Source organism: Limnohabitans sp. TEGF005 (genome assembly GCF_055394835.1).
This window is the reverse complement of the sequence record NZ_AP029226.1, coordinates 793505-816461: the sequence shown is the minus strand read 5'-3', so window position 1 is coordinate 816461 and position 22957 is coordinate 793505. Positions and strand designations below refer to the sequence as shown.

20 protein-coding genes and 1 tRNA gene are annotated in these 22957 nt (G+C 61.3%); 3 read left to right on the top strand and 18 right to left on the bottom strand.

Translation table 11 applies throughout. The features are described 5' to 3' along the window. Position 1 precedes the first annotated feature (1 nt). The 10 genes from ACZ5RG_RS03870 to ACZ5RG_RS03825 form a co-directional block, all read right to left on the bottom strand. The gene (locus tag ACZ5RG_RS03870; RefSeq protein WP_464447827.1) at positions 2-610 is read right to left on the bottom strand and encodes an NADH-quinone oxidoreductase subunit C; all 609 of its coding nucleotides are present in this window, start codon (positions 608-610) and stop codon (positions 2-4) included. A gap of 13 nt (positions 611-623) precedes the next feature. Then, positions 624-1103, bottom strand: coding sequence for a NuoB/complex I 20 kDa subunit family protein (locus ACZ5RG_RS03865; RefSeq protein WP_019428571.1), 480 nt, complete (start codon positions 1101-1103; stop codon positions 624-626). A 43-nt stretch (positions 1104-1146) separates the two neighbouring features. Continuing rightward, positions 1147-1506, bottom strand: a complete 360-nt coding sequence (locus ACZ5RG_RS03860) for an NADH-quinone oxidoreductase subunit A (protein ID WP_298602449.1) — start codon at positions 1504-1506, stop codon at positions 1147-1149. Positions 1507-1571: 65 nt separating this feature from the next. Further along, a tRNA-Leu gene (locus ACZ5RG_RS03855) sits at positions 1572-1656 on the bottom strand. Positions 1657-1799: 143 nt separating this feature from the next. Further along, entirely contained in the window at positions 1800-2195 is a 396-nt protein-coding gene (gene secG / locus ACZ5RG_RS03850; RefSeq protein ID WP_298602452.1) for a preprotein translocase subunit SecG, read from the bottom strand. Between the two features lie 40 nt (positions 2196-2235). Further along, complete coding sequence (gene tpiA, locus ACZ5RG_RS03845) at positions 2236-2982, bottom strand: triose-phosphate isomerase (protein ID WP_464448176.1); 747 nt, start codon at positions 2980-2982, stop codon at positions 2236-2238. 5 nt (positions 2983-2987) lie between these two features. Next, positions 2988-3998, bottom strand: coding sequence for an NAD(P)H-quinone oxidoreductase (locus ACZ5RG_RS03840; protein ID WP_464447826.1), 1011 nt, complete (start codon positions 3996-3998; stop codon positions 2988-2990). A gap of 55 nt (positions 3999-4053) precedes the next feature. Next, entirely contained in the window at positions 4054-6159 is a 2106-nt protein-coding gene (gene pnp / locus ACZ5RG_RS03835) for a polyribonucleotide nucleotidyltransferase (protein WP_312260430.1), read from the bottom strand. A gap of 210 nt (positions 6160-6369) precedes the next feature. Continuing rightward, positions 6370-6636, bottom strand: coding sequence for a 30S ribosomal protein S15 (rpsO, locus tag ACZ5RG_RS03830; protein ID WP_019428565.1), 267 nt, complete (start codon positions 6634-6636; stop codon positions 6370-6372). A gap of 288 nt (positions 6637-6924) precedes the next feature. Further along, positions 6925-8118 carry a pyridoxal phosphate-dependent aminotransferase gene (locus ACZ5RG_RS03825; RefSeq protein WP_464447825.1) on the bottom strand — a complete coding sequence of 398 codons (1194 nt, stop codon included), beginning with the start codon at positions 8116-8118 and terminating at the stop codon, positions 6925-6927. A gap of 101 nt (positions 8119-8219) precedes the next feature. On the opposite strand from ACZ5RG_RS03825, the gene ACZ5RG_RS03820 reads away from it, so the two are divergent. Beyond that, positions 8220-8483: a hypothetical protein gene (locus tag ACZ5RG_RS03820; protein WP_464447824.1), complete on the top strand. Its 264-nt coding sequence runs from the start codon at positions 8220-8222 to the stop codon at positions 8481-8483. Between the two features lie 55 nt (positions 8484-8538). Here ACZ5RG_RS03820 and recD read toward each other — a convergent pair whose 3' ends face one another. The 5 genes from recD to ACZ5RG_RS03795 all read right to left on the bottom strand — a co-directional run bounded on the left by recD (position 8539) and on the right by ACZ5RG_RS03795 (position 20590). Then, positions 8539-10632: an exodeoxyribonuclease V subunit alpha gene (recD, locus tag ACZ5RG_RS03815; RefSeq protein WP_464447823.1), complete on the bottom strand. Its 2094-nt coding sequence runs from the start codon at positions 10630-10632 to the stop codon at positions 8539-8541. Beyond that, entirely contained in the window at positions 10629-14315 is a 3687-nt protein-coding gene (gene recB, locus ACZ5RG_RS03810) for an exodeoxyribonuclease V subunit beta (RefSeq protein ID WP_464447822.1), read from the bottom strand. Before recB ends, recD begins: the two co-directional genes overlap by 4 nt. Then, positions 14312-17842, bottom strand: coding sequence for an exodeoxyribonuclease V subunit gamma (gene recC, locus ACZ5RG_RS03805; RefSeq protein WP_464447821.1), 3531 nt, complete (start codon positions 17840-17842; stop codon positions 14312-14314). The genes recB and recC overlap by 4 nt, the downstream gene beginning before the upstream one ends. Before the next feature lie 331 nt (positions 17843-18173). Beyond that, positions 18174-19340, bottom strand: coding sequence for a HupE/UreJ family protein (locus tag ACZ5RG_RS03800; RefSeq protein ID WP_464447820.1), 1167 nt, complete (start codon positions 19338-19340; stop codon positions 18174-18176). Then, on the bottom strand, positions 19337-20590 hold the full coding sequence (locus ACZ5RG_RS03795; protein WP_464447819.1) for a tetratricopeptide repeat protein: 1254 nt from the start codon (positions 20588-20590) through the stop codon (positions 19337-19339). The genes ACZ5RG_RS03800 and ACZ5RG_RS03795 overlap by 4 nt, the downstream gene beginning before the upstream one ends. Before the next feature lie 116 nt (positions 20591-20706). Between ACZ5RG_RS03795 and ACZ5RG_RS03790 the strand changes: the two genes are divergently transcribed. Both ACZ5RG_RS03790 and ACZ5RG_RS03785 read left to right on the top strand, forming a co-directional pair. Then, a complete protein-coding gene (locus tag ACZ5RG_RS03790; protein ID WP_155820306.1) occupies positions 20707-20847 on the top strand; it encodes a hypothetical protein in 141 nt (46 codons plus the stop codon). A 55-nt stretch (positions 20848-20902) separates the two neighbouring features. After that, positions 20903-21538: a flavin reductase family protein gene (locus ACZ5RG_RS03785; protein WP_298602485.1), complete on the top strand. Its 636-nt coding sequence runs from the start codon at positions 20903-20905 to the stop codon at positions 21536-21538. Between the two features lie 11 nt (positions 21539-21549). Here ACZ5RG_RS03785 and ACZ5RG_RS03780 read toward each other — a convergent pair whose 3' ends face one another. The 3 genes from ACZ5RG_RS03780 to ACZ5RG_RS03770 are packed head-to-tail and all read right to left on the bottom strand — an operon-like array spanning position 21550 to position 22926. Further along, positions 21550-21909: a hypothetical protein gene (locus ACZ5RG_RS03780; RefSeq protein ID WP_464447818.1), complete on the bottom strand. Its 360-nt coding sequence runs from the start codon at positions 21907-21909 to the stop codon at positions 21550-21552. A 5-nt stretch (positions 21910-21914) separates the two neighbouring features. Further along, positions 21915-22283 carry a glutaredoxin domain-containing protein gene (locus ACZ5RG_RS03775; protein ID WP_315135700.1) on the bottom strand — a complete coding sequence of 123 codons (369 nt, stop codon included), beginning with the start codon at positions 22281-22283 and terminating at the stop codon, positions 21915-21917. Between the two features lie 55 nt (positions 22284-22338). Continuing rightward, positions 22339-22926 (bottom strand): restriction endonuclease, encoded by a 588-nt coding sequence (locus ACZ5RG_RS03770; RefSeq protein WP_298602494.1) that lies wholly within the window; start codon positions 22924-22926, stop codon positions 22339-22341. Positions 22927-22957 lie beyond the last annotated feature (31 nt).

The following is a 22957-nucleotide window of genomic DNA, read 5'->3' as shown; positions in this document are numbered from 1 at the left end:
ATCAGTTCAGGCCTCCATAGTTGTCTTCGCGAATGATGCGCGGTGTGATTTCGCGTGGCTCAATGCTGACCGGCTCATAAATCACGCGCTTGCGCTCAGCGTCGTAACGCATTTCAACATGTCCGGACATGGGGAAATCTTTGCGGAACGGATGTCCAATGAAGCCGTAATCCGTCAGGATGCGGCGCAGGTCGTTGTGGCCTTCAAACACGATGCCGAACAAGTCAAAGGCTTCGCGCTCGTACCAGTTGGCCGAGTTCCAGAGCTCGTTGACCGAGGCCACCAGAGGCAAGTCATCATCGGGGCAGAGCACCTTGACACGCACGCGCTGGTTCAAGCTGACCGACAGCAAGTGCAAGGTCACACCAAAGCGGGGGCCATCGGTGCCAACTTCACGGTAGGCAGAATAATCAACGCCGGCAAGGTCGATCAGTTGTTCGAATTGGCAGCCTGCTGTGTCGCGCAAGGTTTGCATGACACCCAGGTAATTGGCGGCATTGACATGCACAGTCACCTCACCCAAAGCGATGGTGATACCGCTCACGCGGTCACCCAAGGCGCTGGCCAAGGTGTCTTGCAGATCTTCGGGGCGAATGGCGAAATCGGTCATCGTCTTCTTTCCCTCAAGCACGCGCAATGGTGTGGGTGCGGCGAATTTTTTGCTGTAACTGGATGATCCCGTAGATCAGCGCTTCGGCTGTGGGTGGGCAACCTGGCACATACACATCGACCGGCACAATGCGGTCGCAACCACGCACCACCGAATAGCTGTAGTGGTAGTAACCACCGCCATTGGCACAAGAACCCATGGAGATCACCCAACGGGGTTCCGACATCTGGTCGTACACCTTGCGCAAAGCAGGCGCCATTTTGTTGCACAAGGTGCCGGCCACGATCATCAGATCGGCCTGACGGGGGCTGGCGCGGAACACTTCGGCGCCAAAGCGGGCCAAGTCGTAACGGGCTGTCGCTGAATGCATCATCTCGACCGCGCAGCAAGCCAGACCAAAGGTCATGGGCCAGAGCGAGCCGGTTTTGGCCCAGTTCACCACAGAGTCGTAGCTCGTGGTGATGAAGCCTTCTTTCATCACGCCTTCAATCATTTTGAGTCCTTAAGCAGGCTGAATGCTGTTGTGTTTGGCACGATCATTCCCAATCGAGGGCGCCTTTTTTCCACTCGTAGACAAAGCCCACGACCAGAATGGCCAGGAAAATCACCACGGCAACAAAGCCCGCCACCCCCACCTCCTTGAGCGCCACAGCCCAAGGAAACAAGAAAGCGATTTCCAGATCGAACAAGATGAACAAGATGGCCACCAAGTAGTAGCGCACATCAAACTTCATGCGAGCGTCTTCGAAGGCTTCGAAGCCGCATTCATAGGGGGAATTTTTTTCCGCGTCAGGTTTGTTGGGGCCAAGAATGTAGCCCAAAACCTGGGGAATGATGCCGACAGCAATGCCGACCAAAATGAACAAGAGAATGGGGAGATATTGATCGAGGTTCATCTTGAGACTGACGGTATCACCGAATGAATAGCCCAGACCTTGCAGTCTGGGCTATTCTGTTTGTCTGGTGCCGTCGGCGAGACTCGAACTCGCACAGCTTTCGCCACTACCCCCTCAAGATAGCGTGTCTACCAATTTCACCACGACGGCTGGATACTTTTGCCCAGTTTGCATGAGGCGCATCAAACGATGCATTTAGCTCTCCGGACAATCCCGTAGTTTACTCTGAAAACCCTGCCATTTCCTTTCAAAAAACGGGAAATTTGTGCAGAGTAACAAAGCTGAATGACAACTTACTTGGCTGGTGCAGGTGGCACGCTGTTGTCCGTCTTTGCAGCGGGCGCATTGCCAGGAATTTGTGCAGCGGTGCTGCTGTCAACAGGAGCGGATGGCGCGGCCGGCGCGGTCACAGTGACACCTTCAAGAACGCTGCCTGTAGGGGCCGTTGGGCGGGCGTTGCTGAAATAAGCCAGCAACAATGTGCACACAAAGAACACCGCAGCCAAAACAGCCGTGGTACGCGACAAAAAGTTGGCACCCCCAGTGGCACCAAACAGGCTGCCAGAACCGCCACTGCCAAAGGCAGCACCCATGTCAGCACCTTTGCCGTGCTGAATCAGGATCAAACCGATCATGGCCAGGGCCGACAACATCTGCACCACCAAAATCAAAGTCAACACCATGCTCATCTGTATCTCCAAGAATCAATAAAAAAAGTTATCCAAAAACTCAGCGCGAAGCGGTCTTCAGCATGGACAAAAAGTCAGGCGCTTTCAGCGCTGCGCCACCAATCAGGCCACCATCCACATCGGGCTGGGCCAACAATTCAGCTGCATTGGCGGCATTCATGCTGCCGCCATACAAAATAGAAACCCGATCCGCATGCGACGATGCCGCTTGCAACTGCGCACGCAAAACAGCATGCACTTGTTGCGCTTGCTCAGGGGTGGCTGTCAAGCCAGTGCCAATAGCCCAGAGAGGCTCGTACGCCACCACAATTTCGCTGATGCAATGGCCATTGGCATGAATCACAGCGGCCAACTGACGCTTCACCACGCGCTCGGTTTGCCCTGCATCACGCTCGGCCAGGCTTTCACCGACACAAACGATCGGCGTGATGCCCACAGCCAATGCACGTTGCACCTTGGTGGCCACAAGTAAATCCGATTCGGCATGGTACTGACGGCGCTCCGAGTGGCCCACGATGCAATAACGCACCGCGAATTCACGCAACATGTCGGCAGACACCTCACCCGTGTAAGCACCCGAAGCATGGGCAGACACGTCTTGTGCACCCAAGCCAATGCAAGAGCCAGCCAGCAAGGCTTGCAACTGCGCCAGATAAGCCGCGGGCACACACACCGCAGCACGGCAATTCACGGTTGCAATGTCGGCCAAAATGGCATTCACCAAAGACGCATTGGCAACCAGGCTGCCATTCATCTTCCAGTTGCCGACCATCAACTTGCTGCGCATTGTCATCACCAAGTCACCACCAATTTGCCCACATGTTGGTTGGACTCCATCAAGGCATGGGCTTGCGCCGCACCCGATGGCAAACCTCCACCCGCATCGACCGCGCCAAACACGCTGTGGATCACCGGCTTGATGCGGCCCGACTCAATCCAGGGCCAGACCGTTTTACGCAACGACTGTGCAATGGCTGCCTTGAAAGCAACAGGTCGTGGACGCAGCGTAGAGCCCGTGATCGTCAAACGACGACGCAACACCATGCCGGCATTGAACTCACTCTTGACACCACCTTGAACCGCGATGATGACCAAGCGACCATCTTCGGCCAAGGCCTCAACTTCGCGTGCCACGTAGTCGCCCGCAACCATGTCCAAAATCACATTCACACCCAAACCGCCCGTCAGACGCTTGGCCTCGGCCACGAAATCGGTGGTTTTGTAGTTGATGGCATGGTCTGCACCCAAAGCCAAGCAGGCCTGGCATTTGTCGTCGGACCCAGCCGTGACGATCACGGTAGCGCCTGCCGCCTTGGCCATCTGGATGGCCGTCACGCCAATGCCGCTGGTACCGCCTTGAATCAACAAGGTCTCGCCCGCTTGCAAATGTCCACGGTCAAACACATTGCTCCAGACCGTGAAAAACGTCTCGGGCAACGTGGCGGCCTCGGTGTCGGTCAAGCCCATGGGCACCGGCAAACACTGAGCCACAGGGGCGACGCACAACTGCGCATAACCACCACCAGACACCAAGGCGCACACACGGTCACCCACCGCGAAACCCGCTTCGGCCATGGCCACTGCATCACCGGAAACAACCACGCCTGCCACTTCGAGGCCTGGAATGTCCGATGCGCCAGGTGGCACGGGGTAGTTGCCAGTGCGTTGCAGCACATCGGGGCGGTTGATGCCGCTGGCCGATACGCGGATAAGCAACTCCCCTGCCCCGGCCACAGGGTCGGGACGGGTCGCGGGCACCAGCACCTCGGGGGCACCGTAGCTCTGGATTTCAATGACGTTCATAGTAAGTCGACATCACGGGCTCGGGTGATCGTTGACCACCCGAGGTACCCAGGATTTAGCCCTGAGCTGGACGGTCCAACAAGGCTTTCATCGACAACTTGATGCGGCCTTTTTCGTCGGTTTCCATGACCTTGACTTTGACAATCTGGCCTTCGCTCAGGTAGTCGGTCACTTTTTCGACGCGCTCGTGGGCGATCTGGCTGATGTGCAACAAACCGTCTTTGCCAGGCAGCAAGTTGATCAGGGCACCGAAGTCCAAAATTTTGGTCACTGGGCCTTCGTAAACCTTGCCGATTTCAACTTCAGCAGTAATCTGCTCGATGCGGCGCTTGGCGATTTCAGCCTTGTCGCCATCGGTTGCCGCGATGGTGATCGTGCCGTCTTCGGAGATGTTGATCTGGCAACCTGTTTCTTCGGTCAGTGCACGGATGGTCGAGCCACCTTTGCCGATCACATCACGGATTTTCTCGGGGTTGATCTTCATGGTGAAGAGCTTGGGCGCAAAGTCAGACACTGCTGTGTTGGCTTCGCTCATCGCTTCTTGCATTTTGCCCAGAATGTGCATGCGGGCTTCTTTGGCTTGAGCCAAAGCGACTTGCATGATTTCTTTGGTGATGCCCTGGATCTTGATGTCCATCTGCAAAGCGGTGATGCCGTTGGTGGTACCGGCCACTTTGAAGTCCATGTCACCCAGGTGGTCTTCGTCACCCAAGATGTCGGTCAACACGGCAAAGCGGTTGTCTTCCTTGATCAAACCCATGGCGATACCGGCCACGTGGGCTTTCATCGGCACACCAGCGTCCATCATCGACAAGCAGCCGCCACAGACCGAAGCCATGGACGAAGAACCGTTCGATTCGGTGATTTCGGACACCACACGCAGGGTGTAGGGGAATTCTTCTTTGCTTGGCAACACAGCGGCCAAAGCACGCTTGGCCAAACGGCCGTGGCCGATTTCGCGGCGCTTGGTCGAACCCATGCGGCCCACTTCGCCAGTGGCAAAGGGAGGCATGTTGTAGTGGAACATGAAGCGGTCTTCGAACTCACCGGCCAGGGCGTCAATGCGTTGTGCATCGCGCTCGGTGCCCAAAGTGGTGATCACCAAAGCCTGGGTTTCGCCACGTGTGAACAAGGCAGAACCGTGTGTGCGGGGCAGCACGCTGTTGCGGATTTCGATAGGGCGCACAGTGCGAGTGTCGCGGCCGTCGATGCGGGGCTCACCAGCCAAAATCTGGCTGCGCACGATGCGGGCTTCGATTTCGAACATCAGACCGTCGAGCTTGACGCTGTCGAATGCCACGCCTTCTTCAGCCAAAGCAACTTTGACCGAAGCGTAGGCTTCACGGCAAGCGTGTGTACGGGCTTGCTTGTTGCGGATTTGGTAGGCTGCACGCAGTTTTTCTTCTGCCAAAGTAGCCAGCTTGGCTTCGAAAGCCAAGTCGCGGGCAGGTGCTTGCCAATCCCACACGGGCTTGCCAGCTTCACGCACCAGTTCGTGGATCGCGCTGATGGCAATCGCCGATTGCGCGTGGCCATACACCACACCACCCAACATGATTTCTTCGGACAGTTGCTGGGCTTCGGATTCGACCATCAGCACAGCGGCTTCGGTACCCGCCACAACCAAGTCCATCACGCTGTCTTTGCGCTGGGTCTGGCCAGGGTTCAACACGTATTCGCCGTTGATGTAACCCACGCGAGCGGCACCAATGGGGCCGTTGAACGGGATGCCCGAGATGGACAAGGCGGCAGACACAGCGATCATCGCAGCGATGTCGGCATCGACTTCGGGGTTCAAGGACACGGTGTGGATGACCACATGCACGTCGTTGTAGAAACCTTCTGGGAACAAGGGACGAATCGGGCGGTCGATCAGGCGGCTGGTGAGGGTTTCGTGCTCGCTGGGCTTGGCTTCACGCTTGAAGAAGCTGCCGGGGATCTTGCCTGCAGCGTAAGTTTTCTCGATGTAATCAACGGTCAGCGGAAAGAAGTCCTGACCGGCCTTGGCGATCTTGGAACCCACCACCGTGGCCAACACCACAGTGCCTTCCATGTCGAGCAGCACAGCGCCGCCAGCTTGGCGAGCGACTTCGCCCGTTTCCATTTTGACCGTGTGCTGGCCCCACTGGAAGGTTTTGGTAACTTTGTTAAAAATAGACATGTTCAGTACTCCTGAAATCAAAAATGCATGAGGCTGCACGGTGGGCCCGGAAAATGACTTTCTGAACTCGATGCCATTCCACAAAACCTGGGATTGCAAGTTTTGTGGAATGACACAGCGCGAGATCGCCCTGACAAATTCCGACTGAAAAAAAGAATAAAGCGCCTGAGCTAGTGAACTAACTCAGGCGCTTTTCATCTGGAGAGACGATTACTTACGCAGGCCAAGCTTGGCGATCAACGCAACGTAACGGTCAGCATCACGGGACTTGAGGTAGTCCAGCAGCTTGCGGCGACGGCTCACCATGCGCAGCAGACCGCGACGACCGTGATGGTCTTTGGCGTGTGTTTTGAAGTGAGGTGTCAGCTCGTTGATACGGGCTGTCAGCAAAGCCACTTGGACTTCTGGGGACCCAGTGTCGTTGGCTGCACGTGCGTTGGCCTTGACGACCTCTGCCTTGATTGAAGATGCAATCATGGTATTTCCTTGTTGTTTCGCTGTCGTTCAGTGACGAATTTCAGCGGGTGAATGACTTGCGCCAACTGCCGGAAAAGCGGATGGCGTGCGCTTTGCAAATCGCAAAACAGGCGGATTATAGCCCGAAAGAGGCCACTTTCATGACCTTCAGCCCGGCTCGGAGTCGGTTCAGCACAGCTTTGCTGGCTACAAAATAGGGATCTAACCGCCATTCAAAGGCATGGATACCCGCATTCGCGGGCATGACAAGCATGGATTGGGGCCCCCTTAATTGGGGTCAGATCCCAATTAATTTTTGGCCAGCCAATTTTTGAGCCGGTCCACTCCTTGAACCAAGCGGTCCAGGTCTTTGGACGCAAAGCACCAGCGCAGCCAGCCTGCTGCTTCGGGGGCAAAGGCGTCACCGGGGGCCAAGCCCAGACCGGCCTCGGCCACCAAGCGCTTGGCCGTGGCCAACGAGTCGGAATGTCCTTCTAGCTTGAAGAACGCGTACATGCCGCCCCTGGCCGCTGCCACTTGGACGCCCGGCACGGCTTGCAACAGCGGCACCAGCGTGTCGCGGCAGGCTTTGAGGTGGCTCACCACGCGGGGGGTGATGTCTGCGGTGTTGCGCAGCGCAGCCAGCCCTGCGCGTTGGGTGAACACCGAAGCGCACGAGGTGTTGAACTCGATCAATTTGCCCATGTGAGGGGTCATGGCCGCAGGCATGACCAGCCAGCCCAGACGCCAGCCGGTCATCAAGAAACTCTTGGAAAAGCTGTGCACCACGACCAGACGGTCATCGGGCTCAGACACATCCAGAAAAGACGGCGCACAGCCATTGGCCGTGTCGGCTTCGTAGTACAAGCGCTCGTACACCTCGTCGGCCAGCACCCAGGTGCCGGTGCTGCGGCAGTGCGCCAAGATGTCGGCCTGCTCGGCACGGCTGAGCGTCCAGCCCGTGGGGTTGTTGGGCGAATTGACGATCAGCAAACGCGTGGCCGGGGTGATCGCGGCCTTGAGCGCGGCCATGTCAAGCTGCCACTGGCCATTGAGCGGCCTCAGAGAGACGCACTTCAAATTCGCCCCCATCACCAAGGCCTGCGCCGTGAGGTTGGGCCAGACGGGCGTGACCGCAACCACCTCATCGCCGGCATCCACCAGCGCCTGCGCGGCCAGCATCAGGGCATTCACGCCCCCTGAAGTGATGGCCAAGCGGTCCACGCCTATCGCTTGTGTTTGGCCATGCAGAGCCGACATGTAATCGGACACGGCCTGGCGCAGCTCGGGCAGGCCCAGGTTGTGCGCATAAAAGGTCTCGCCTTGTTGCATCGATTCAATGGCCGCTTGACGCACGACATCGGGGGTGACCTCATCCGATTCGCCAAACCAGAAAGCCAGCACATCGGACCGGCCCATGCCGGCGTTGGCCACTTCACGGATGCGGGACTCTTCAAGGTCCATGACCGCTTGGCGCATAAAAGGAGCAGTGTTTTTGTTCATCTCGCCATCCTAACGTCTGCCCAGCCCTGAACGGGGCACCCCTTGCACAAGCGCTGCGCTTGCCTATGATGAACCGCACAACAACAGACAGGGAGACCGACATGCACACACGGCTTTTGCCTTTGATGCTCGTCAACGTGGGATTTGGGCTTTGTTTACTGGCCTTGTCGCCGGCCAGCGGGGCGGCAGACAACTTCACCGCAGTCAGCGCCGCCGACAAGCCCGCCAAGGCCAAAAAATCCAAAGCACCCAAACCACCCAGCAGCCCCGGCAGTGGCGAAAGCAAGGCAGAACGCGACAAACGCCTTTTGCGTGAATGCCGTGGCAAAGCCAATGCAGGGGCGTGCGAGGGCTTTGCCAGCTGATGCTTCGCCCCCCGCCCAAGTGCATGCGGCCATTCAAGGGCCACCCGCGTTTCGTTCAGCCCGCGACCCACCACTGCGCCAAGCCGCTGGCCCGCACACTGGGGCGCTGAACAGCCGCTTCCAGCAAACCCGCCTCGGCCTCGATCAAGGTGAACTGCTCACGCGCTCGGGTGATGCCGGTGTAGACCAGCTCGCGGCTGAGCACCTCGCCGCCGCCGGGCGGCAACACCAAAGCGGTGTGCTCGAACTCTGAGCCTTGGCTCTTGTGCACCGTCATGACGAACGCCGTTTCGACCTGCGCCAAGCGCATCACGCTGACCGAGCGCAAGGCCTGGCCATCAAGAAACCACACCTTGGGCTTGCCCTCCAAATTGGTCAGCACCAAGCCCACATCGCCATTGAAGACGCCCAACTGTGCATCGTTGCGCGTGACCATGACAGGCCGACCTGCAAACCACTCACCTGTGATTTTGAGCAGCCCCTTGTCAGCCAGCGCCTTTTGCACTGCGGCATTGAGCCCTTGGGTGCCCCAGTCGCCCTGGTGCACCGCACACAAAATGCGAAAGCGCTCGAACGCCATGAGCACACTGCGTACCCAATCGGCATGGGCCTGTGCATCTTGCCCTACAGGCCCTTGTTGCATCAGGCGCAAGCCATCGGCATACGACGGCTTGCCCAAAGTCCCCAGCGCCAAGTCGCAAACGGCTTGGGCAGTGGGAGGCTGCAAGGCCAACAAGGCAGAGGACTCAGGCGATGCGGCCCTGGTGTCCACAGCAGCAGACAGGGCAGCACGGGCCGCCGCGGCATCACCCCGGTTGACGGCCAGCGCCAATTGCCCAATGGCGCCTTTGAAGCGGCGGCTTTGGCGCAGCATCACCGTCTGCTGAGCCAGCACGGGCACGGCACCCACAGACCGGTATGACGCGGGCAAAGTCTGCCCTGCCACGGCCTGCGCAAACTGTGCGGTGCCCGCGCTGTAGCGGCCTGCGGCGGCGTCGCGACACAACTCACCCAGCACCGCACCGGCTTCGACCGAGGCCAGTTGGTCCTTGTCACCCAGCAGCACCAGCCGCGTCGTGGGGGGCAAGGCTTGCAGCAAAGCGTCCATCATTTCCAGATGCACCATCGAGGCTTCGTCCACGATCAACACATCCACATCGAGCGGCTGAGCGGCATGGTGTTTGAACTGGCGTGTGCCCGGCCGCGCCCCCAACAACGCATGCAAGGTGCGTGCTGGCCCCATGCGGGCGATCAAGGCGCCCAAGTCCAGCCCGCTGTCGGCAGGCACTTGCTCTTGCAGGCCCGTCAGCGCGTGGTCAATGGATTGCTTCAAACGCGCAGCCGCCTTGCCTGTGGGCGCAGCCAGCGCCACACGCAAAGGGCTTTCGCCCTCGTGCAAGGCCAGCAGCAAAGCCAATAAACGTGCGGCGGTGTAAGTCTTGCCCGTGCCCGGCCCGCCGGTGATCACCGACAAACGCGCACGCAGCGCCACAGCGCAAGCGAGCTTTTGCCAATCGGTCTCGGCAAGGGCCTCGGTGCTGGGCACAAAAAAGCGGTCCAGCCACTGGCGCGCGGTCAACTCAGGCACAGCCAAGGCTTCACTGGCCCGCTGCAGCAGGCCTTGGCCCACGCGCTGCTCATAGCCCGCATAGCGGCGCAGGTACAAAAGCGGCGCTGTGGCGCTGCCACCCCACACCAACGGCTGGCCTTGGTCGGGCATGTCGTTGTGGCGCACACACGCATGGCCCGGCGGCCCTTGCAAAGCGGCTTGCCAGTCGACCAAGGTACCGGGCAAATGCGCCCACAGCGCACGCAGGCCTTGCGGCCCGTCCACCGCCGCCGCAGGCCAGCCCAACAGGGCCACGGGCGGGGCGCACAGATCGGCCACTGGCAAGCAAGTGTGGCCACGCCCTTCCATTTGAGCCAACAGCGCTGCCGCCACCAGCAACGCAGGATGGGCGTGTGCATCCAAACGCAACAACTGCACCGCCAAAGCGCTGTCGATGTGGCGCAACAGGCCTAGCTCGGTCCAGCGCTGCAAACACGCGATGACGTGCGCAGCACTCAGGCCTTGGGCCGGCACATCGTTGAGCCAATCCATTTGCGCCATGGGCACAGCGGCCACGCGATTTTTTTTGTGCAAGCTCATGCCTTGCCCTCAGCGTTCAGCATGGCGTCCAAGCCCTCCAGCAGCGCCACAGGCGCAGGCAATGTGCAGCAGCCTCCGGCGGGCCCGTCGATGCCGCGCAAAAACAGATACACCGCACCCCCCAGTTGCTGCGCCGGGTCATAGGCTTGGCCCAAACGGGCTCGCAACAAACGGTGCAAAGCCAGCATGTACAGCGCGGCTTGCACCTCGTAGCGGTGGTGGGCCATGGCTTGGGCCAGAGCCTGCGGGGTGTAGGCCGCATCGTCTGCGCCCAAGTGGTTGGATTTGTAATCGAGCACCCAGTAGCGGCCTTCGTGCTCGAACACCAGATCGGCAAAACCCATCAACATGCCGTGCAACTGGGCATCGGGCAGCTGCGGGCGGCTCACGCCGGGCAGCAGGTGTTGCTGGCACAAGGCATCCACCTCACGCGCATGCAGGCGCTGGGCAGGCAGCCAAAACTCCATCTCAGGCAACAAAGCCCCCAGCGCTTGGAGCGGTGCGTTGGGTCCGCGCAAAGGCTGTGTCACCACACGCGTCAGCCACTGCACCACATCGTCGGCCTGGGCCTTGTAGCCTGCGCGTTCGCTGCGCAGTTTCAGCCGCACGGCCTTTTGCGGGTCGATGGCAAAGTGCTCGGCGGCCAGCCATTCGAGCTGGTCGTGCAAAAAATTGCCCGCGCTGGGGCCTTTGGCAAAGGTGTGCCAAGCCGCCTGTGTGCGCGGGTTGGGGCTTGTATCCAGGGCTGTGGCGGGTGGCCATGTAGGCGTGTCTTCGAGCGGTTCGTCATCGGCGGCACGAGGGCTGGCCATGTGCATGCCCATGGGTGCCAAAGGCTGCGAAGACAAATCGCGTGTCAAGCGCGAGAAGCTGGCGATGGTCCACGACTTGTCGATCGGGGCTGTGCAGCTCAGCGCTGGGCGCAATGCGCTGTTGCGGGCGGGCCGCTGCCAGACCGTCAGCGGCACCATTTCAGGGGCTGAGGCCAGCTGCACCGACAAGCTGTTGGCATGCGCGTCGCTCTGCAAACTTTGCAAGGCGGACAGCCATTGGGCCGCCTCCCAGTCGGCAGTGCCGCCCAACAAATGGCCTGCAGCGCTGTGGTGATTGACACCGCTTTTGCCTGCCCCGCGCGTGACGGGGCTCCAGCCCACCCACAGCGCATGGCGTGCACGCGTGAGCGCCACGTACCACAGGCGCAAGTCTTCACGCAGGCGATCGCGGTCAGCCAGCTCGGTGTCTTCTTTGTCAAAAGCCAGTGTCCAATGGCGCTCGCCATGCCCGTCATCGCGTTGCAGCACCGGGGTTTTGTGCGCCTCCATCATGCGGTGGCTGTGCGCAAAGGGCAGGCACACCACCGGGTACTCCAGGCCCTTGCTGGCGTGGATGGTGATGACCTTGACCAGGTCTTCATCGCTCTCCAGCCGCACGGTTTGTTCTTCGCTGTCGCCCGCACTGCCCGAGCTCGCCTCGTCGATCTGTTGGCTCAGCCAACGGATCAGCGCCTGCTCGCCGGCCTGCTGGCTGCTGGCGGTTTGCAACAGCTCGGCCAAGTGCAGCACATTGGTCAGGCGGCGTTCGCCATCGGTCTGGCCGCGCCAGCGCCCGGCTAGCTGCAGCACATGCAGCGACTGGCGCAGCATGGCCAGCACCCCCTGCCCTTGCCAAACCCCGCGCAAATCGCGCATCTGTTCGGCACGCTGGTCCAGCAGCTCGTCTTGGGTGGCCAAGGCATGCAACTCGGTCAGCGACAGGCCCACGGTGCGCGTGCCCAATGCGGCCCGCACGTGGCGCATGTCTTGCGGCTCGGCCACGCCGCCAAGCCACAGGCACAGGTCTTGCGCTTCGTCGCTGGCAAACACCGAGTCGCGGTCTGACAAATACACCGAGGCCACGCCCCGTGCACGCAAAGCGTCGCGCACAGCGGCGGCTTCTTTGCCGGTGCGCACCAGCACCGCAATGTCTTGGGGTTGCAGCGCCTTGTCACCTTCGCTTGTGTGTGCAAAACGCGCTTGCGGATCACTCAGCCAAGCCACGATTTGCTCGGCGCACAGGGCCGACAGGTGCGTCTGCGCATCGCGCTGGCTGCGCAGCGTGCTGCCATGCACCACGGTCATGGCCTTCACCTCGCCTTGCTGGGTGGTGAACACTTCGCTGCGGCCCTTGGCTTCAACGGGCTGAAAGGGCAAGGGGTCTTCATCGCCCTGACGGTAACCAAAAGCGTCTGGCGTGATCTGAAACCAGCGGTTGACCACATCGACCACGGCCTGGGTAGACCGGTAATTGGTGCCCAACACATGGTGGCGGCCTGCGGTGGCTTGGCGTGCGGCCAAATAGCTGAAGATGTCGGCCCCGCGAAAGCCATAGATCGACTGCTTGGGGTCGCCGATCAAGAGCAGCGCCGTGTCTTGCCGGTGCTCCGAGGTGCGGTAAATGCGGTCAAAGATGCGGAACTGCAAAGGCGATGTGTCTTGAAACTCGTCGATCATCGCCACCGGAAACTGCTCGCGCAGCCGCTGCGCCAAACGCTCACCCGAGTCGGGATCGGCCAGCGCCACATCCAGGCGCTGCAACATGTCGGCAAAGCCAAACAAGCCGCTGCGGCGCTTGAGCTCGGCCATGCGTTGCAGCACATGCGTGCGGGCGTGTAACCTGGCCACTTGTGCCGGCTCAGGCAAGGCCTGCAAAGCGGTTTTCAAATCGGCAAAGGCCTGCGACTCGGGCGGCAAGTCCACCGGTGCTTCGCCGGGTTTGCGGCATTCAAGCAGGCCATCGGGCGTGAAGCGGGTCCAGCCTGTCTTCATGTCCTCTTGCAATACCTTGGGCTCATCAGCGCTTTGCGCCCAGGCTTTGAGCACAGCCAACCATTCAGCGCATTTTTTGTAACTCAGCTTGCGGCCATCCCAGCTCGGCTTATGGTGCTCCAGCTGCGCCTCGATCCAGCCGAGCAAGTGGTCGGCCTTTTCAACCCAGCCTTGCTTGAGCACTGTCAGTTGTGCCTCGCGCTCGGCCATCGCATGGCCAAACAACTGCGCCAGCGTGCCGACTGCGGCGTTGGGCAGGGGCACGGCCATCAAGGCCCGCATGTCTTTGTCGAGTGCGGGCACATCGCGCCAAACGCGCTGCACCTGCGCCACCAAGGGCGTGGCCATGGGGTAGAGCTGTTGCCGCCAGTAGTCCTGCACCGCTTCGAGGCGCAGCGCGGCTTCGTCACCGACCAGCTTTTCTTCAAACAGGCTGCCGCTGTCAAAAGCGTGTTCGCGCAGCATGCGCTGGCACCAGGCATCGATGGTGTAGACCGCCGCATCGTCCATGGCCTGCGCAGCCAGCGCCAGCCGATAGGCCGCTTGTTCGCGCGCCTGGCCCTCGGGAAATTCACTTTGGAGTTGTGCCAAAAAAGCGTCGTCTGTTTCGGCAATGCCGCGAAACACCTGCGCCGCTTCGGTCAAACGGGCGCGGATGCGGTCCGACAATTCGCGGGTGGCCGCGCGGGTGAAGGTCATCACCAACACGTCTTGCGGCAGCATGGGCCGCACAGGTGCTGCGCCCTCACTGCCGTGGCCCAAGACCAGGCGCACATACAAGGCGGCAATGGTCCAGGTCTTGCCCGTGCCTGCGCTGGCCTCGATCAGGTGGCTGCCGCGCAGCGGAAACCGGTGGGCGTTCAGGGTATGGGGGGTCATGCCGCCTGCCCTTCTTCGTTGGCCAGGGCCTCGGGCAAAGGCTCGACCTGCGCTTGTGCGGCCCAAGCTTTGAGCGGTGCGTACACCGCCTCGGCAAAGCGCCCCAGAGCCTGCGTGGCCAACAAATCGGCCAGCGTGGGGTAGGTGCGGGCCAGGGCCGGGTCTTTGTCCTTTTCTGCGCTTTTGAAGTCGCTGCCTTCGTAGGCATCGGCCAAGGCATGGCCGTTGTCCGGGTCTTTGAGCCACTGCAAAGCCACGCCGGGCGGCAAGGGCAGCGGCCAGCGCATGCCTTCGGCCCAAGTGGCCAGCAGCACCTGCAACTGGGCGCGTGCGTCATCGGGCGCTGTCGGGGGCACACGCACCACGGCATTGCGGCCCACCACCACACAGCGCAATGGCTGGCCCATGGCGGCAGCGGCCAGCGACTGCAGCCAAATGTCGATGAGTTTGTCGGGTTTGGCCACGGGTGTCTTGGCTTGGAGGTCGGCCACTGCGTTGGCACGCAAGCTCAAGCGCATGGGCCCGCCTTCGCCCACCAGCACGCCGCCCAAGGCGTCTTGCAAACCCACCTGCGGGTGCGACAAATCGACCAGCACGCGCTCGGCCGCCTCGGGGCATGTCTGGCGCTCACGCAGGGCTGCGGCCAACTGGGTTTGCAACAGATGGGTGAGTTTTTGCGCTTCGAGCGTGCCCACACCCGCCAGCGGCAAGGCCCCGGCTTGGCGCAGGCGCTGCACCACGCGCGCGGCGTGGGCGGGCAATGCGTCTGCGTTCAGATCGGCGGGCACATGTTGCAGTTCATGGTCGAGCAGTTGGTACAGGTCCAGCCCACCCAAGCCAAACAGTTCTTCGTCATGCAACTCGCTGCGTTCAACGTCCAACTGCACCTGCAGCCGTTCACGGAAAAACGCGCTCACAGGTTGGCGCAAAAAGCGCGCAAGCTGCGCCAAAGTGATGACCGGCGCTTGGTCGTTGGCCGCCATGAGCGGTGGCAAAAGCGCAAGGGCCATCGATGGACTGCCCGCCTGCGTGGCCCCATTGCCAGGCTGATCGTCTTGCGCGGCTCGCCACTCTTTGGCATAGGTCTGCAAGGCACTGCCTTCTTCAAAGTAAGCGCGGCCAAAGGGTTGCAGCGGGTATTCAGTGGTTCGGTTTTGCGCCGTGCCTTTGCCCCACAGCAGATCGATCTCGTCACGCAACTGCGACACCAGCACCGAAGGGGGTTGATGGTTGTTGTTGCGCACGCTGCGACCGCTCCAGCTCACATACAAAACCTGCCGCGCCGACAGCAGCGCTTCGAGCATGAGCTGACGGTCGTCGTCGCGGCGCGATCGGTCGCCGGGGCGCGTCATGCCGGGCAGTCCCATCAGGTCAAAGTCGGCACGTGGGCTGCGGCGGGGGTAGTCGCCATCGTTCATGCCCAGCAGGCACACCGCCTTGAACGGAATGGCCCGCATGGGCATGAGCGTGCAAAACGTCACACCACCGGCCCGAAAGCGCTGCTCCAGCCGGGGTGTTTTCAAGGCTTCGAGCCAAGCCGATCGGGCCACCGCCAGCGGCACCACCTCGGCAAAGCCCGCATCGTCGCAGGCCCGCACCCAGTCGCTCAGGGCTTGGTCCAACGCGGCCAGCGCATTGCGGTCGTTGTCGTCACGCGGCTTGAACAAAGCGGCCAACAAAGCACGCCCCCGCTCGGCCCACTGCGCCGGCGCGGCGTCTTGCGTGCAGGTTTGCCACCAGTCGATCAGCGCCTGCAACAGGTGGGCCAGCGAGCCAGCCCACTCGGCATCCAGCCCGCCCACTTCCGGGTAAGGCGACACGCCCGATGCAGCGCCTTCGGCCTGCACCGGGTCGGCCCCGCAGGCATAGCCCATGAGCATGCGCTGCACACCAAACAGCGCCGAGTTGTCGTCGCCGCACACCCCCAAGCCCAAGCCTGAGCGGTGTTCTGCCGACAGCCCCCAGCGGATGCCCGAACCCGCCATCCAACGCGTGAGCGTGGGCAGGTGTTCGTCCTTCAGGCCAAAGCGGGCGGCAAGGGCGGGCACTTCGAGCAGTTCCACCAGCTCGCTCATGCGGCTGCGCTGCTGCGGCAAGGCCAGCAACCACTCCACCGCGTGGATCAGCCCACTGGTGGCCTGCGCCCCCAGGTCGGCGATGTCATACGGAATGAAGCGCGCATCGCTGCGCTTGTACTGGCCAAACACCGCGCGGATCGCCGGGGCCATGACATCGATGTCGGGCACCATCACCACCACTTCGCGCGGCGACAAGGGCTGATCGCCCGGCGCTGTGTGAAACCACTGCAACAGCTGGTCGTGCAGCACTTCGAGTTCGCGCACCGGGCTGTGCGCCACGCTGAAGGTGAGCGAAGCATCGCCTTGGCGCAAAGGCTGGGCTGGTGCGCCACCGCTGGACGGCTCCAAATCGCGGATGCGCCGCTGCAACTGCGCCAGCATGCGCGTGGGGTCTTCGCCGGGCACATCGTCAAAAAAATCCAGGCGCGGCCACTGCGTGAGCTGCTGGGCGGCATGCAAGTCGTCAAAGGCATCGAGCTGTCGGATGAAGTCGCGCCCCTGCCGCCCCCAAGCGGCCAGCAGCGTGGGGGCGTGCAGGTGCATTTGCGCCAGCGGCAATGCGGCCAGCGCCTGGCCTCGGTAGGCATGGCGACGGCGCTCGGCCTGCAACCATTCGCGCCCATCGATGATGTCGCCCCAGTGGTATTGGCAAGGGTTGGGCACGGCCAGCATGACCTGGCTGTGCGTGGCCAGCGCGGCCAACATCTCCAGCAGTTGCCCCGGCATGTGGCTCATGCCAAACACCGACACGCGCCGCGCCACCGGGCTGGCCAGCGGCTGGCCCGACTGCAAATGCGCCAGCGCCCGCGCATGCAGCGCTGGGCGGGTGGCATCGCGTTGCGATTCATCCAGCGTGGCCAACACGCGCCGCCAAAGTTCGGCCTGCCAGAGTTGGTCTTCGCCGAGCTCATCTTGCCCAGCGGCTTTGCGCAACACATCGCGCCCAGCGGCCCAGTCTTGCAGCCAGTCGGGTCGGTAAATTTGGTATTGGTCAAACAAGTCGGCCAAGCGGCTGGCCAGTTGCAGCAAGCGGTCGGGCTCTGGGCTTGCATTGGCATGGGCACGCAAAAAGCCCGCCACCGGTTGGAACACCGCATCGCTCAGGCAAACGGGCAACAGCGCCATCAGCCGCCAAGTCATGGGCAGCTTGTCGAGCGGTGAGTCGGGCGGCACATTGTGCGAGCCCAGCACCTGTCGGTAAGTGCGCCACAAAAACCGCGAAGGCAATTCCACCCGCGTGGCTGCGCACACGCCACCATGCGCACCCCCTTGCCGGGCCAGCTCAATCTTGATCCACTCGGCCATGCCGTTGCTTTGCACCAGCACCACTTCGCTCTCCAGCGGCTGCAAAGGATGCGCACGCAACCAAGCCGTCAAGGTGTCGGCCAGCACCTCAGAGCGGTGGCTGTGCAAGGCGATGAAGCCCGGAGCGATCAAGGAGGTGGTCATGCGGTCAGCGGTCAGCGGTCAGCGGTCAGCGGTCAGGGCATCCACCCTGAAAAACAAGGCGACAAAAGTGCGTGCGAAACAACAAGAATAGCCGCAAAACCAGCTGACGAAAGCGCAACAGGCGAGCCTGAACGGGATAAAAACAACTGCTTGTTTTTTAAGCACATCCCGCCGAGCCAACAGGCATGCGGCTTGAACGACTTGTTCAAGGACTTATCCACAGCTTTGGGCACGGGGTTTGGGGATAGCGATGCCTATGGGTCAAGGGCTGCAAGCTGTGAGGCGACAGCTTGCAGCGGCTTGCGCTACCCCCGCAGGCCGCGGCAGTTCATCAGCCGAGCCACCCGATGCGCTGCAGCGTCCAGAACACACCCAGCACGACAATCGCAACAGACCCGCCCGTCACCACCCCCCAGCGGTAAAAACGGGTATGGCGCAGCGCCCAGGCCAGGGGCAAAAACACGCCCACGATGGCCAGTTGCCCCAGCTCCACACCGATGTTGAAGCCGCACAACGCGGCCAGCAGCGAGCTGGTGGGCAGGCCCAGGTCGAGCAGCACGCTGGCAAAGCCAAAGCCGTGCACCAGACCAAACACCAAGGCCAATCGCCAGCGCTGGAGGGCACTGAAACCCAGCAGGTTGTTCAGGGCAGCCAGCACCACCGACAAGGCAATGGCCGGCTCGACCAAATCGGCAGGTGGCGTGAGCCAGCCGGTGATGGTCAAGCCCAGCGTGATGGAGTGCGCCACTGTGAAGGCGGTGACAACTGCGAGCACGTCCAGCACCACGGGCCGGGCCTGCTGGGCCGCTTGCCAGTGCACCACCCTTTGGCGTGAAGACTGCAAGGGGGCCAGCACCAGCAGGCTGAGCAAGAAGACGATGTGGTCAATGCCGATCCAGATGTGCCACACGCCTTCGATGGCATAGCGCCCAAACACCCGCCAGGCACTGCTGTCGGCCACACTGACCAGGGCCTCGGGACGCTCGGGGCTGAGCAAGGCACTGCTTTGATTGCCAGGCAAATCCACTTTCAGCAGGCCCCGGTGCAGGTTGTCTTGCGCAAAGATCAGGCCATATCGCAGCGCCAGGCTGGCATGGGCCACATCCGTCAGCCCCAAGCAAACGGGCGTCCACAGCGCACTCAGGTACATGCCGTCGGCATGCTGGCTGGCTTGCAGATCGGCATCGCCCAAGGTGCAGCCCTGGCCCAACGCACTCAAGGCGATGCCCTGCCCCAGCCAGGTTTTCAGCTCGGCGCTGCGCGCCTGGGTCTCGCCCCAAGTGACCTGGCCATCCCGGTCATGGTCGAGGTCAAAAATCAGGTCGACATCACGCAGGTGAATGTCGGCACGCAAGCTCAGCTGCCCGTCAGGCGCACTGAGCGCAAGGTAGCTGTTGCTGCTGGAATGGGCCACAGCAGCCGGGGCCCAGCACAAGGCCATGAGCACCAACGCCGCGCACAAGCCACGCCAACCCAAGAGCCATGTTCGGGCCATCATGGGCGACCGCCTGTCCAGCTCGGGTGCAATTGGAGTTCCTGCATCAGCGGCCCCAGTTGCGGGTCGGTGTAGCCTGTTTTTTTAGCCCAGGCCAGCACGGGCTCGGCGGCTCGGGCCTGGCCCAGTGCAAGCGCAGCCTGCACAAACAAAACCGCATCGGGCGGTTCTTTTTGCAGCCGCCAGTTCTCGATGGACAAGGCGAGACCCGCCGCCACATCCTGACCGTAGGCAATCTGGTGAATCAATTTGGGGCGCTCAATCAACGACTCCTGTCGCAGGGCTTGCGACTGCAAACGCGCCGTCATCTGGCTGGCCAGTCGGGCCTCGTCCGGGTCTTTCAGGCCCCGGCTGGCCAGCAGGGCCTGCATGAGCAGCGCATCGGTCAGGCTGCCGATGTCGGCCTTGTACAAGGCAGTGGTTTTGGCCTGTGCATATTGGCCTTGCTGGTTGAACAGCTCAGCCAGCGAAAGCCGGATCAGGTGCGACTGCGGGCTGGCTTTGAGGCGTTGGCCCCACAGGGCGATGGCCTGCACGGGCTGCCCGGCCACACGGTGTGCCTCGCCAAGATGAAAACCCAGCCAGTCTTGCGAAGAGGCGTCCTGGTTGTCGGGTGATCGCATCGCCCGGGTCAGCATCTGAACGGCAGGCAGCGGCTGACCGGTACGGTAAAGCAACACGGCGCGGTACACATCGGCCTCTTGCGACCCGAACAGCCGGGCCATCTCATCGGTGTCTTGTCGGGCAGACGCCATGTCGGCCAACAACAGGTGCAGGGCAAAGCGCCAGGACCAAAATTCGGCACGCCGGGGTTCGAGCGCAATGGCGCGGTCGATGTCCTGCAAGCCGACATCGAAAGCGTGAAAGCCTTGCTTGATCAGACCCCGCAAAAAATACCCTTCGGCCGGCAAATCAGCGGCCGTCCACCACGGCGCCAGTGCCGCCTTGGCCGAACCGAACCAGCGCAAGTCGCCTTCGTTCAGGCCCAGGGTAAACACGGCGCGGGCATAGGGCAGTGCGGCATTCAGGTCTTGGGGTTGGGACCGCCAAGCCAGATCAAGGGAGCGCAAGGCCGCCTGACGTCCGCCCTGAGCATGCACCGAAGTAGACAAAACAACCGCAGACGCGGCGGGCAAAAACCGCTCTTGCGCTGCGGCAGGCGAAGCCGCCGCAAGAACACCCAACCCCCAGGCGATACCCAGCAGAAAGACGGCCTGTGTGGGTGCTTTTTCGGGCGTCTGACTTTTGTCCATGTTCGACGTGTGCCTTTGATGCTTGATAGGATATGTTCGTGACAGCTAAAACTGACACAGCATTCTGGCCTCTTTTATCAACCTCATTCCCTGAAGGTGTTTCTATGAAAATCGTGATGACCGCTCTCGTTTCCGCTTTCATGTTGGTGTCCATGCCCTCCTTCGCTGGCAGCCATGGCGGTGGCAAGATGGACGACAAAAAAGTCGACTGTTCCAAGAAAGAAAACGAAACCAATTCAGCTTGCGTCAAGAAGTGATCCTTCTTGCGCTCTGAGCCCAACCCCTCTTGAGGGGTTTTTTTACACCTCGACCATGATGCACTTTTACGAACCCCATCTGGGCCACGGCCTCAAGCACGATCCGTTCAACGCCATCGTTGGCCCGCGCCCTATTGGTTGGGTGTCGAGCCACAGCGCCAGTGGCGTGCTGAACCTGGCCCCGTACAGCTTTTTCAGCGCCTTCAACTACGTGCCGCCCGTGATCGGGTTTTCGAGCATCGGGCGCAAGGATTCGCTGAACAACATCGAGGCCACGGGCGAGTTTGTCTGGAACTTGGTCACGCGTGATTTGGCCGAGGTGATGAACCAGACCTGCGAGGCGGTGCCACCCGAGGTGAGCGAGTTTGATCTGGCGGGCCTGACGCCCGAGGCTTCACGGGTGGTGGGCGTGCCGCGTGTGGCGCAAAGCCCGGTGAGCTTTGAGTGCCGCTGCACGCAGATCCTGCAACTGGAAGACCTGCAAGGCCGGAAAATCGAGACTTGGATGGTGTTTGGCCAGGTGGTGGGCGTCCACATTGACCAGCGCTTGCTCAAGGCCGGGGTTTATGACACGGCCAATGCGGGGCATATTTTGCGCGGGGGTGGCGCGGCGGATTACTTCAGCATCGGGCCGGAGCAGCTGTTCAAGATGGTCCGCCCCCAAAGCGGTGCACGCGACCTGCCCAAGTGAAACGCAAAGGGCTAAGACGGCTTGTCTTCGCGGGCTTCGATCTGCAGGCGCTGCACCACAGCGCCCCGAGTACCCGCCACCGCGCGGATGCGCAGTGAGGGGCCTGCTTCGAGCACGAAACGGCAGTGGTAGTCCAACCCGTCGGTCTGGCCTGGACAACTGCTGGCGATGCGCCGATGCCATTGCCGCTTGCCGTCAATCTCCAGCGTCAGTGCATGCCAAGCCTCTGTGTTGTCTTCTGGCACACGCACCAGCAGGCTGACATCGATGTCAAAAGTGCGTGAACGCTTCAATGCACCCGGAATATGGAGCACGGCCACCGCATCACCGACTTCTGTGCGCCACAACTCGGGTTTTTCAGGGGACGCCATCGCTCTCAGGCTTGCAACAAGGTCTTGAGTTCGCCACTGTCGATCAGGCGGCGCAGGTCATCGGCCCCACCAACCAAGGTGCCCCGCACAAAGACCATCGGAAAAGTTGGCCAGCCCGTCCACATCTTCAAGGCGTTGCGCAAACGCCACTGCGAGAAGTAACTGCCAAACTCGATGTATTCGTGCGCCACGCCGGTTGCGGCCAGCGCTTTGCGCGCTTTACCCACAAAGGGGTTGCCCGACAAACCCACCACCACCACGGGGTGCAGGCCGATGGCCGTTTGCACCTGTTGGATGACGGACAGGTGGTGTTCGGCAATACGTTGGCGGACAGCAGGATGAATGGCCGATTCGCCGAGAAGAGGTCGTGTCATGAAATTCCTTGAAAGCCAAAAGAAAGCGCCAAGGCGCAAGCGATGTGCCCGAGCTTTAGGGCTTCAGGGCTTTGGCCCCATCGTGCATGAGTTGCGCAATATTGGCCGACCCCAGCAACTGCATGGGGCTGTTGTTGGCCAAATCGATCGCGGCCTGGCTGAAAATGCCCAGACTCATGCAGGTGCACGAAAAAGCATCCCGACTTTCGCGGGCGGCCAGCAGTTCACGCAAATGCTCTGCGCCCACGGTGGCGGCTTTCCAGCGCTTGGCGCTGACCAAAGTGACACGGCCATTTTTTTCGATCTGAAAATCAGCCGGTCCATCGGTCAAACGAGCGACCACAAAGCCCTGTTGACGCAACGCTTCTTCCACCAGCACTGAAAAATCACGCCACCCCATGCCTCTGGCCTGCTCAAGCAGTTCCTGGATGCGGCTCGCCGATATGGCGTTTCTTTGCCGCCACGCGGCCATGACACCGATCACCAAAAACGGAAACGCCCCCAGCATGCCCGCTGTTTTGTAGGCATCAGGCAGCAAAGCCCCCGCCACCAAAGCCACGGCCAGCATCACCAAAAAGCTCACCCACCAAGGGGCACGCAACAAAGCCGCAAACAGCGACTTCTCGGACATTTTGAATTTCATGGGCAATCAGAAAAGAAGGAAGCCCGGGGTC

Bases quoted from the DNA above. Each gene is read 5' to 3' on its own strand.
- pnp (WP_312260430.1), bottom strand. From the start codon at position 6,159: ATGTCTATTTTTAACAAAGTTACCAAAACCTTCCAGTGGGGCCAGCAC.
- recB (WP_464447822.1), bottom strand. From the start codon at position 14,315: ATGACCCCCCATACCCTGAACGCCCACCGGTTTCCGCTGCGCGGCAGC.
- ACZ5RG_RS03785 (WP_298602485.1), top strand. From the start codon at position 20,903: ATGATGCACTTTTACGAACCCCATCTGGGCCACGGCCTCAAGCACGAT.
- recC (WP_464447821.1), bottom strand. From the start codon at position 17,842: ATGACCACCTCCTTGATCGCTCCGGGCTTCATCGCCTTGCACAGCCAC.
- tpiA (WP_464448176.1), bottom strand. From the start codon at position 2,982: ATGCGCAGCAAGTTGATGGTCGGCAACTGGAAGATGAATGGCAGCCTG.
- ACZ5RG_RS03770 (WP_298602494.1), bottom strand. From the start codon at position 22,926: ATGAAATTCAAAATGTCCGAGAAGTCGCTGTTTGCGGCTTTGTTGCGT.
- ACZ5RG_RS03870 (WP_464447827.1), bottom strand. From the start codon at position 610: ATGACCGATTTCGCCATTCGCCCCGAAGATCTGCAAGACACCTTGGCC.
- ACZ5RG_RS03860 (WP_298602449.1), bottom strand. From the start codon at position 1,506: ATGAACCTCGATCAATATCTCCCCATTCTCTTGTTCATTTTGGTCGGC.
- ACZ5RG_RS03790 (WP_155820306.1), top strand. From the start codon at position 20,707: ATGACCGCTCTCGTTTCCGCTTTCATGTTGGTGTCCATGCCCTCCTTC.
- ACZ5RG_RS03825 (WP_464447825.1), bottom strand. From the start codon at position 8,118: ATGAACAAAAACACTGCTCCTTTTATGCGCCAAGCGGTCATGGACCTT.
- ACZ5RG_RS03865 (WP_019428571.1), bottom strand. From the start codon at position 1,103: ATGATTGAAGGCGTGATGAAAGAAGGCTTCATCACCACGAGCTACGAC.
- ACZ5RG_RS03820 (WP_464447824.1), top strand. From the start codon at position 8,220: ATGCACACACGGCTTTTGCCTTTGATGCTCGTCAACGTGGGATTTGGG.
- ACZ5RG_RS03840 (WP_464447826.1), bottom strand. From the start codon at position 3,998: ATGAACGTCATTGAAATCCAGAGCTACGGTGCCCCCGAGGTGCTGGTG.
- secG (WP_298602452.1), bottom strand. From the start codon at position 2,195: ATGAGCATGGTGTTGACTTTGATTTTGGTGGTGCAGATGTTGTCGGCC.
- ACZ5RG_RS03780 (WP_464447818.1), bottom strand. From the start codon at position 21,909: ATGGCGTCCCCTGAAAAACCCGAGTTGTGGCGCACAGAAGTCGGTGAT.
- recD (WP_464447823.1), bottom strand. From the start codon at position 10,632: ATGAGCTTGCACAAAAAAAATCGCGTGGCCGCTGTGCCCATGGCGCAA.
- ACZ5RG_RS03795 (WP_464447819.1), bottom strand. From the start codon at position 20,590: ATGGACAAAAGTCAGACGCCCGAAAAAGCACCCACACAGGCCGTCTTT.
- ACZ5RG_RS03775 (WP_315135700.1), bottom strand. From the start codon at position 22,283: ATGACACGACCTCTTCTCGGCGAATCGGCCATTCATCCTGCTGTCCGC.
- ACZ5RG_RS03800 (WP_464447820.1), bottom strand. From the start codon at position 19,340: ATGATGGCCCGAACATGGCTCTTGGGTTGGCGTGGCTTGTGCGCGGCG.
- rpsO (WP_019428565.1), bottom strand. From the start codon at position 6,636: ATGATTGCATCTTCAATCAAGGCAGAGGTCGTCAAGGCCAACGCACGT.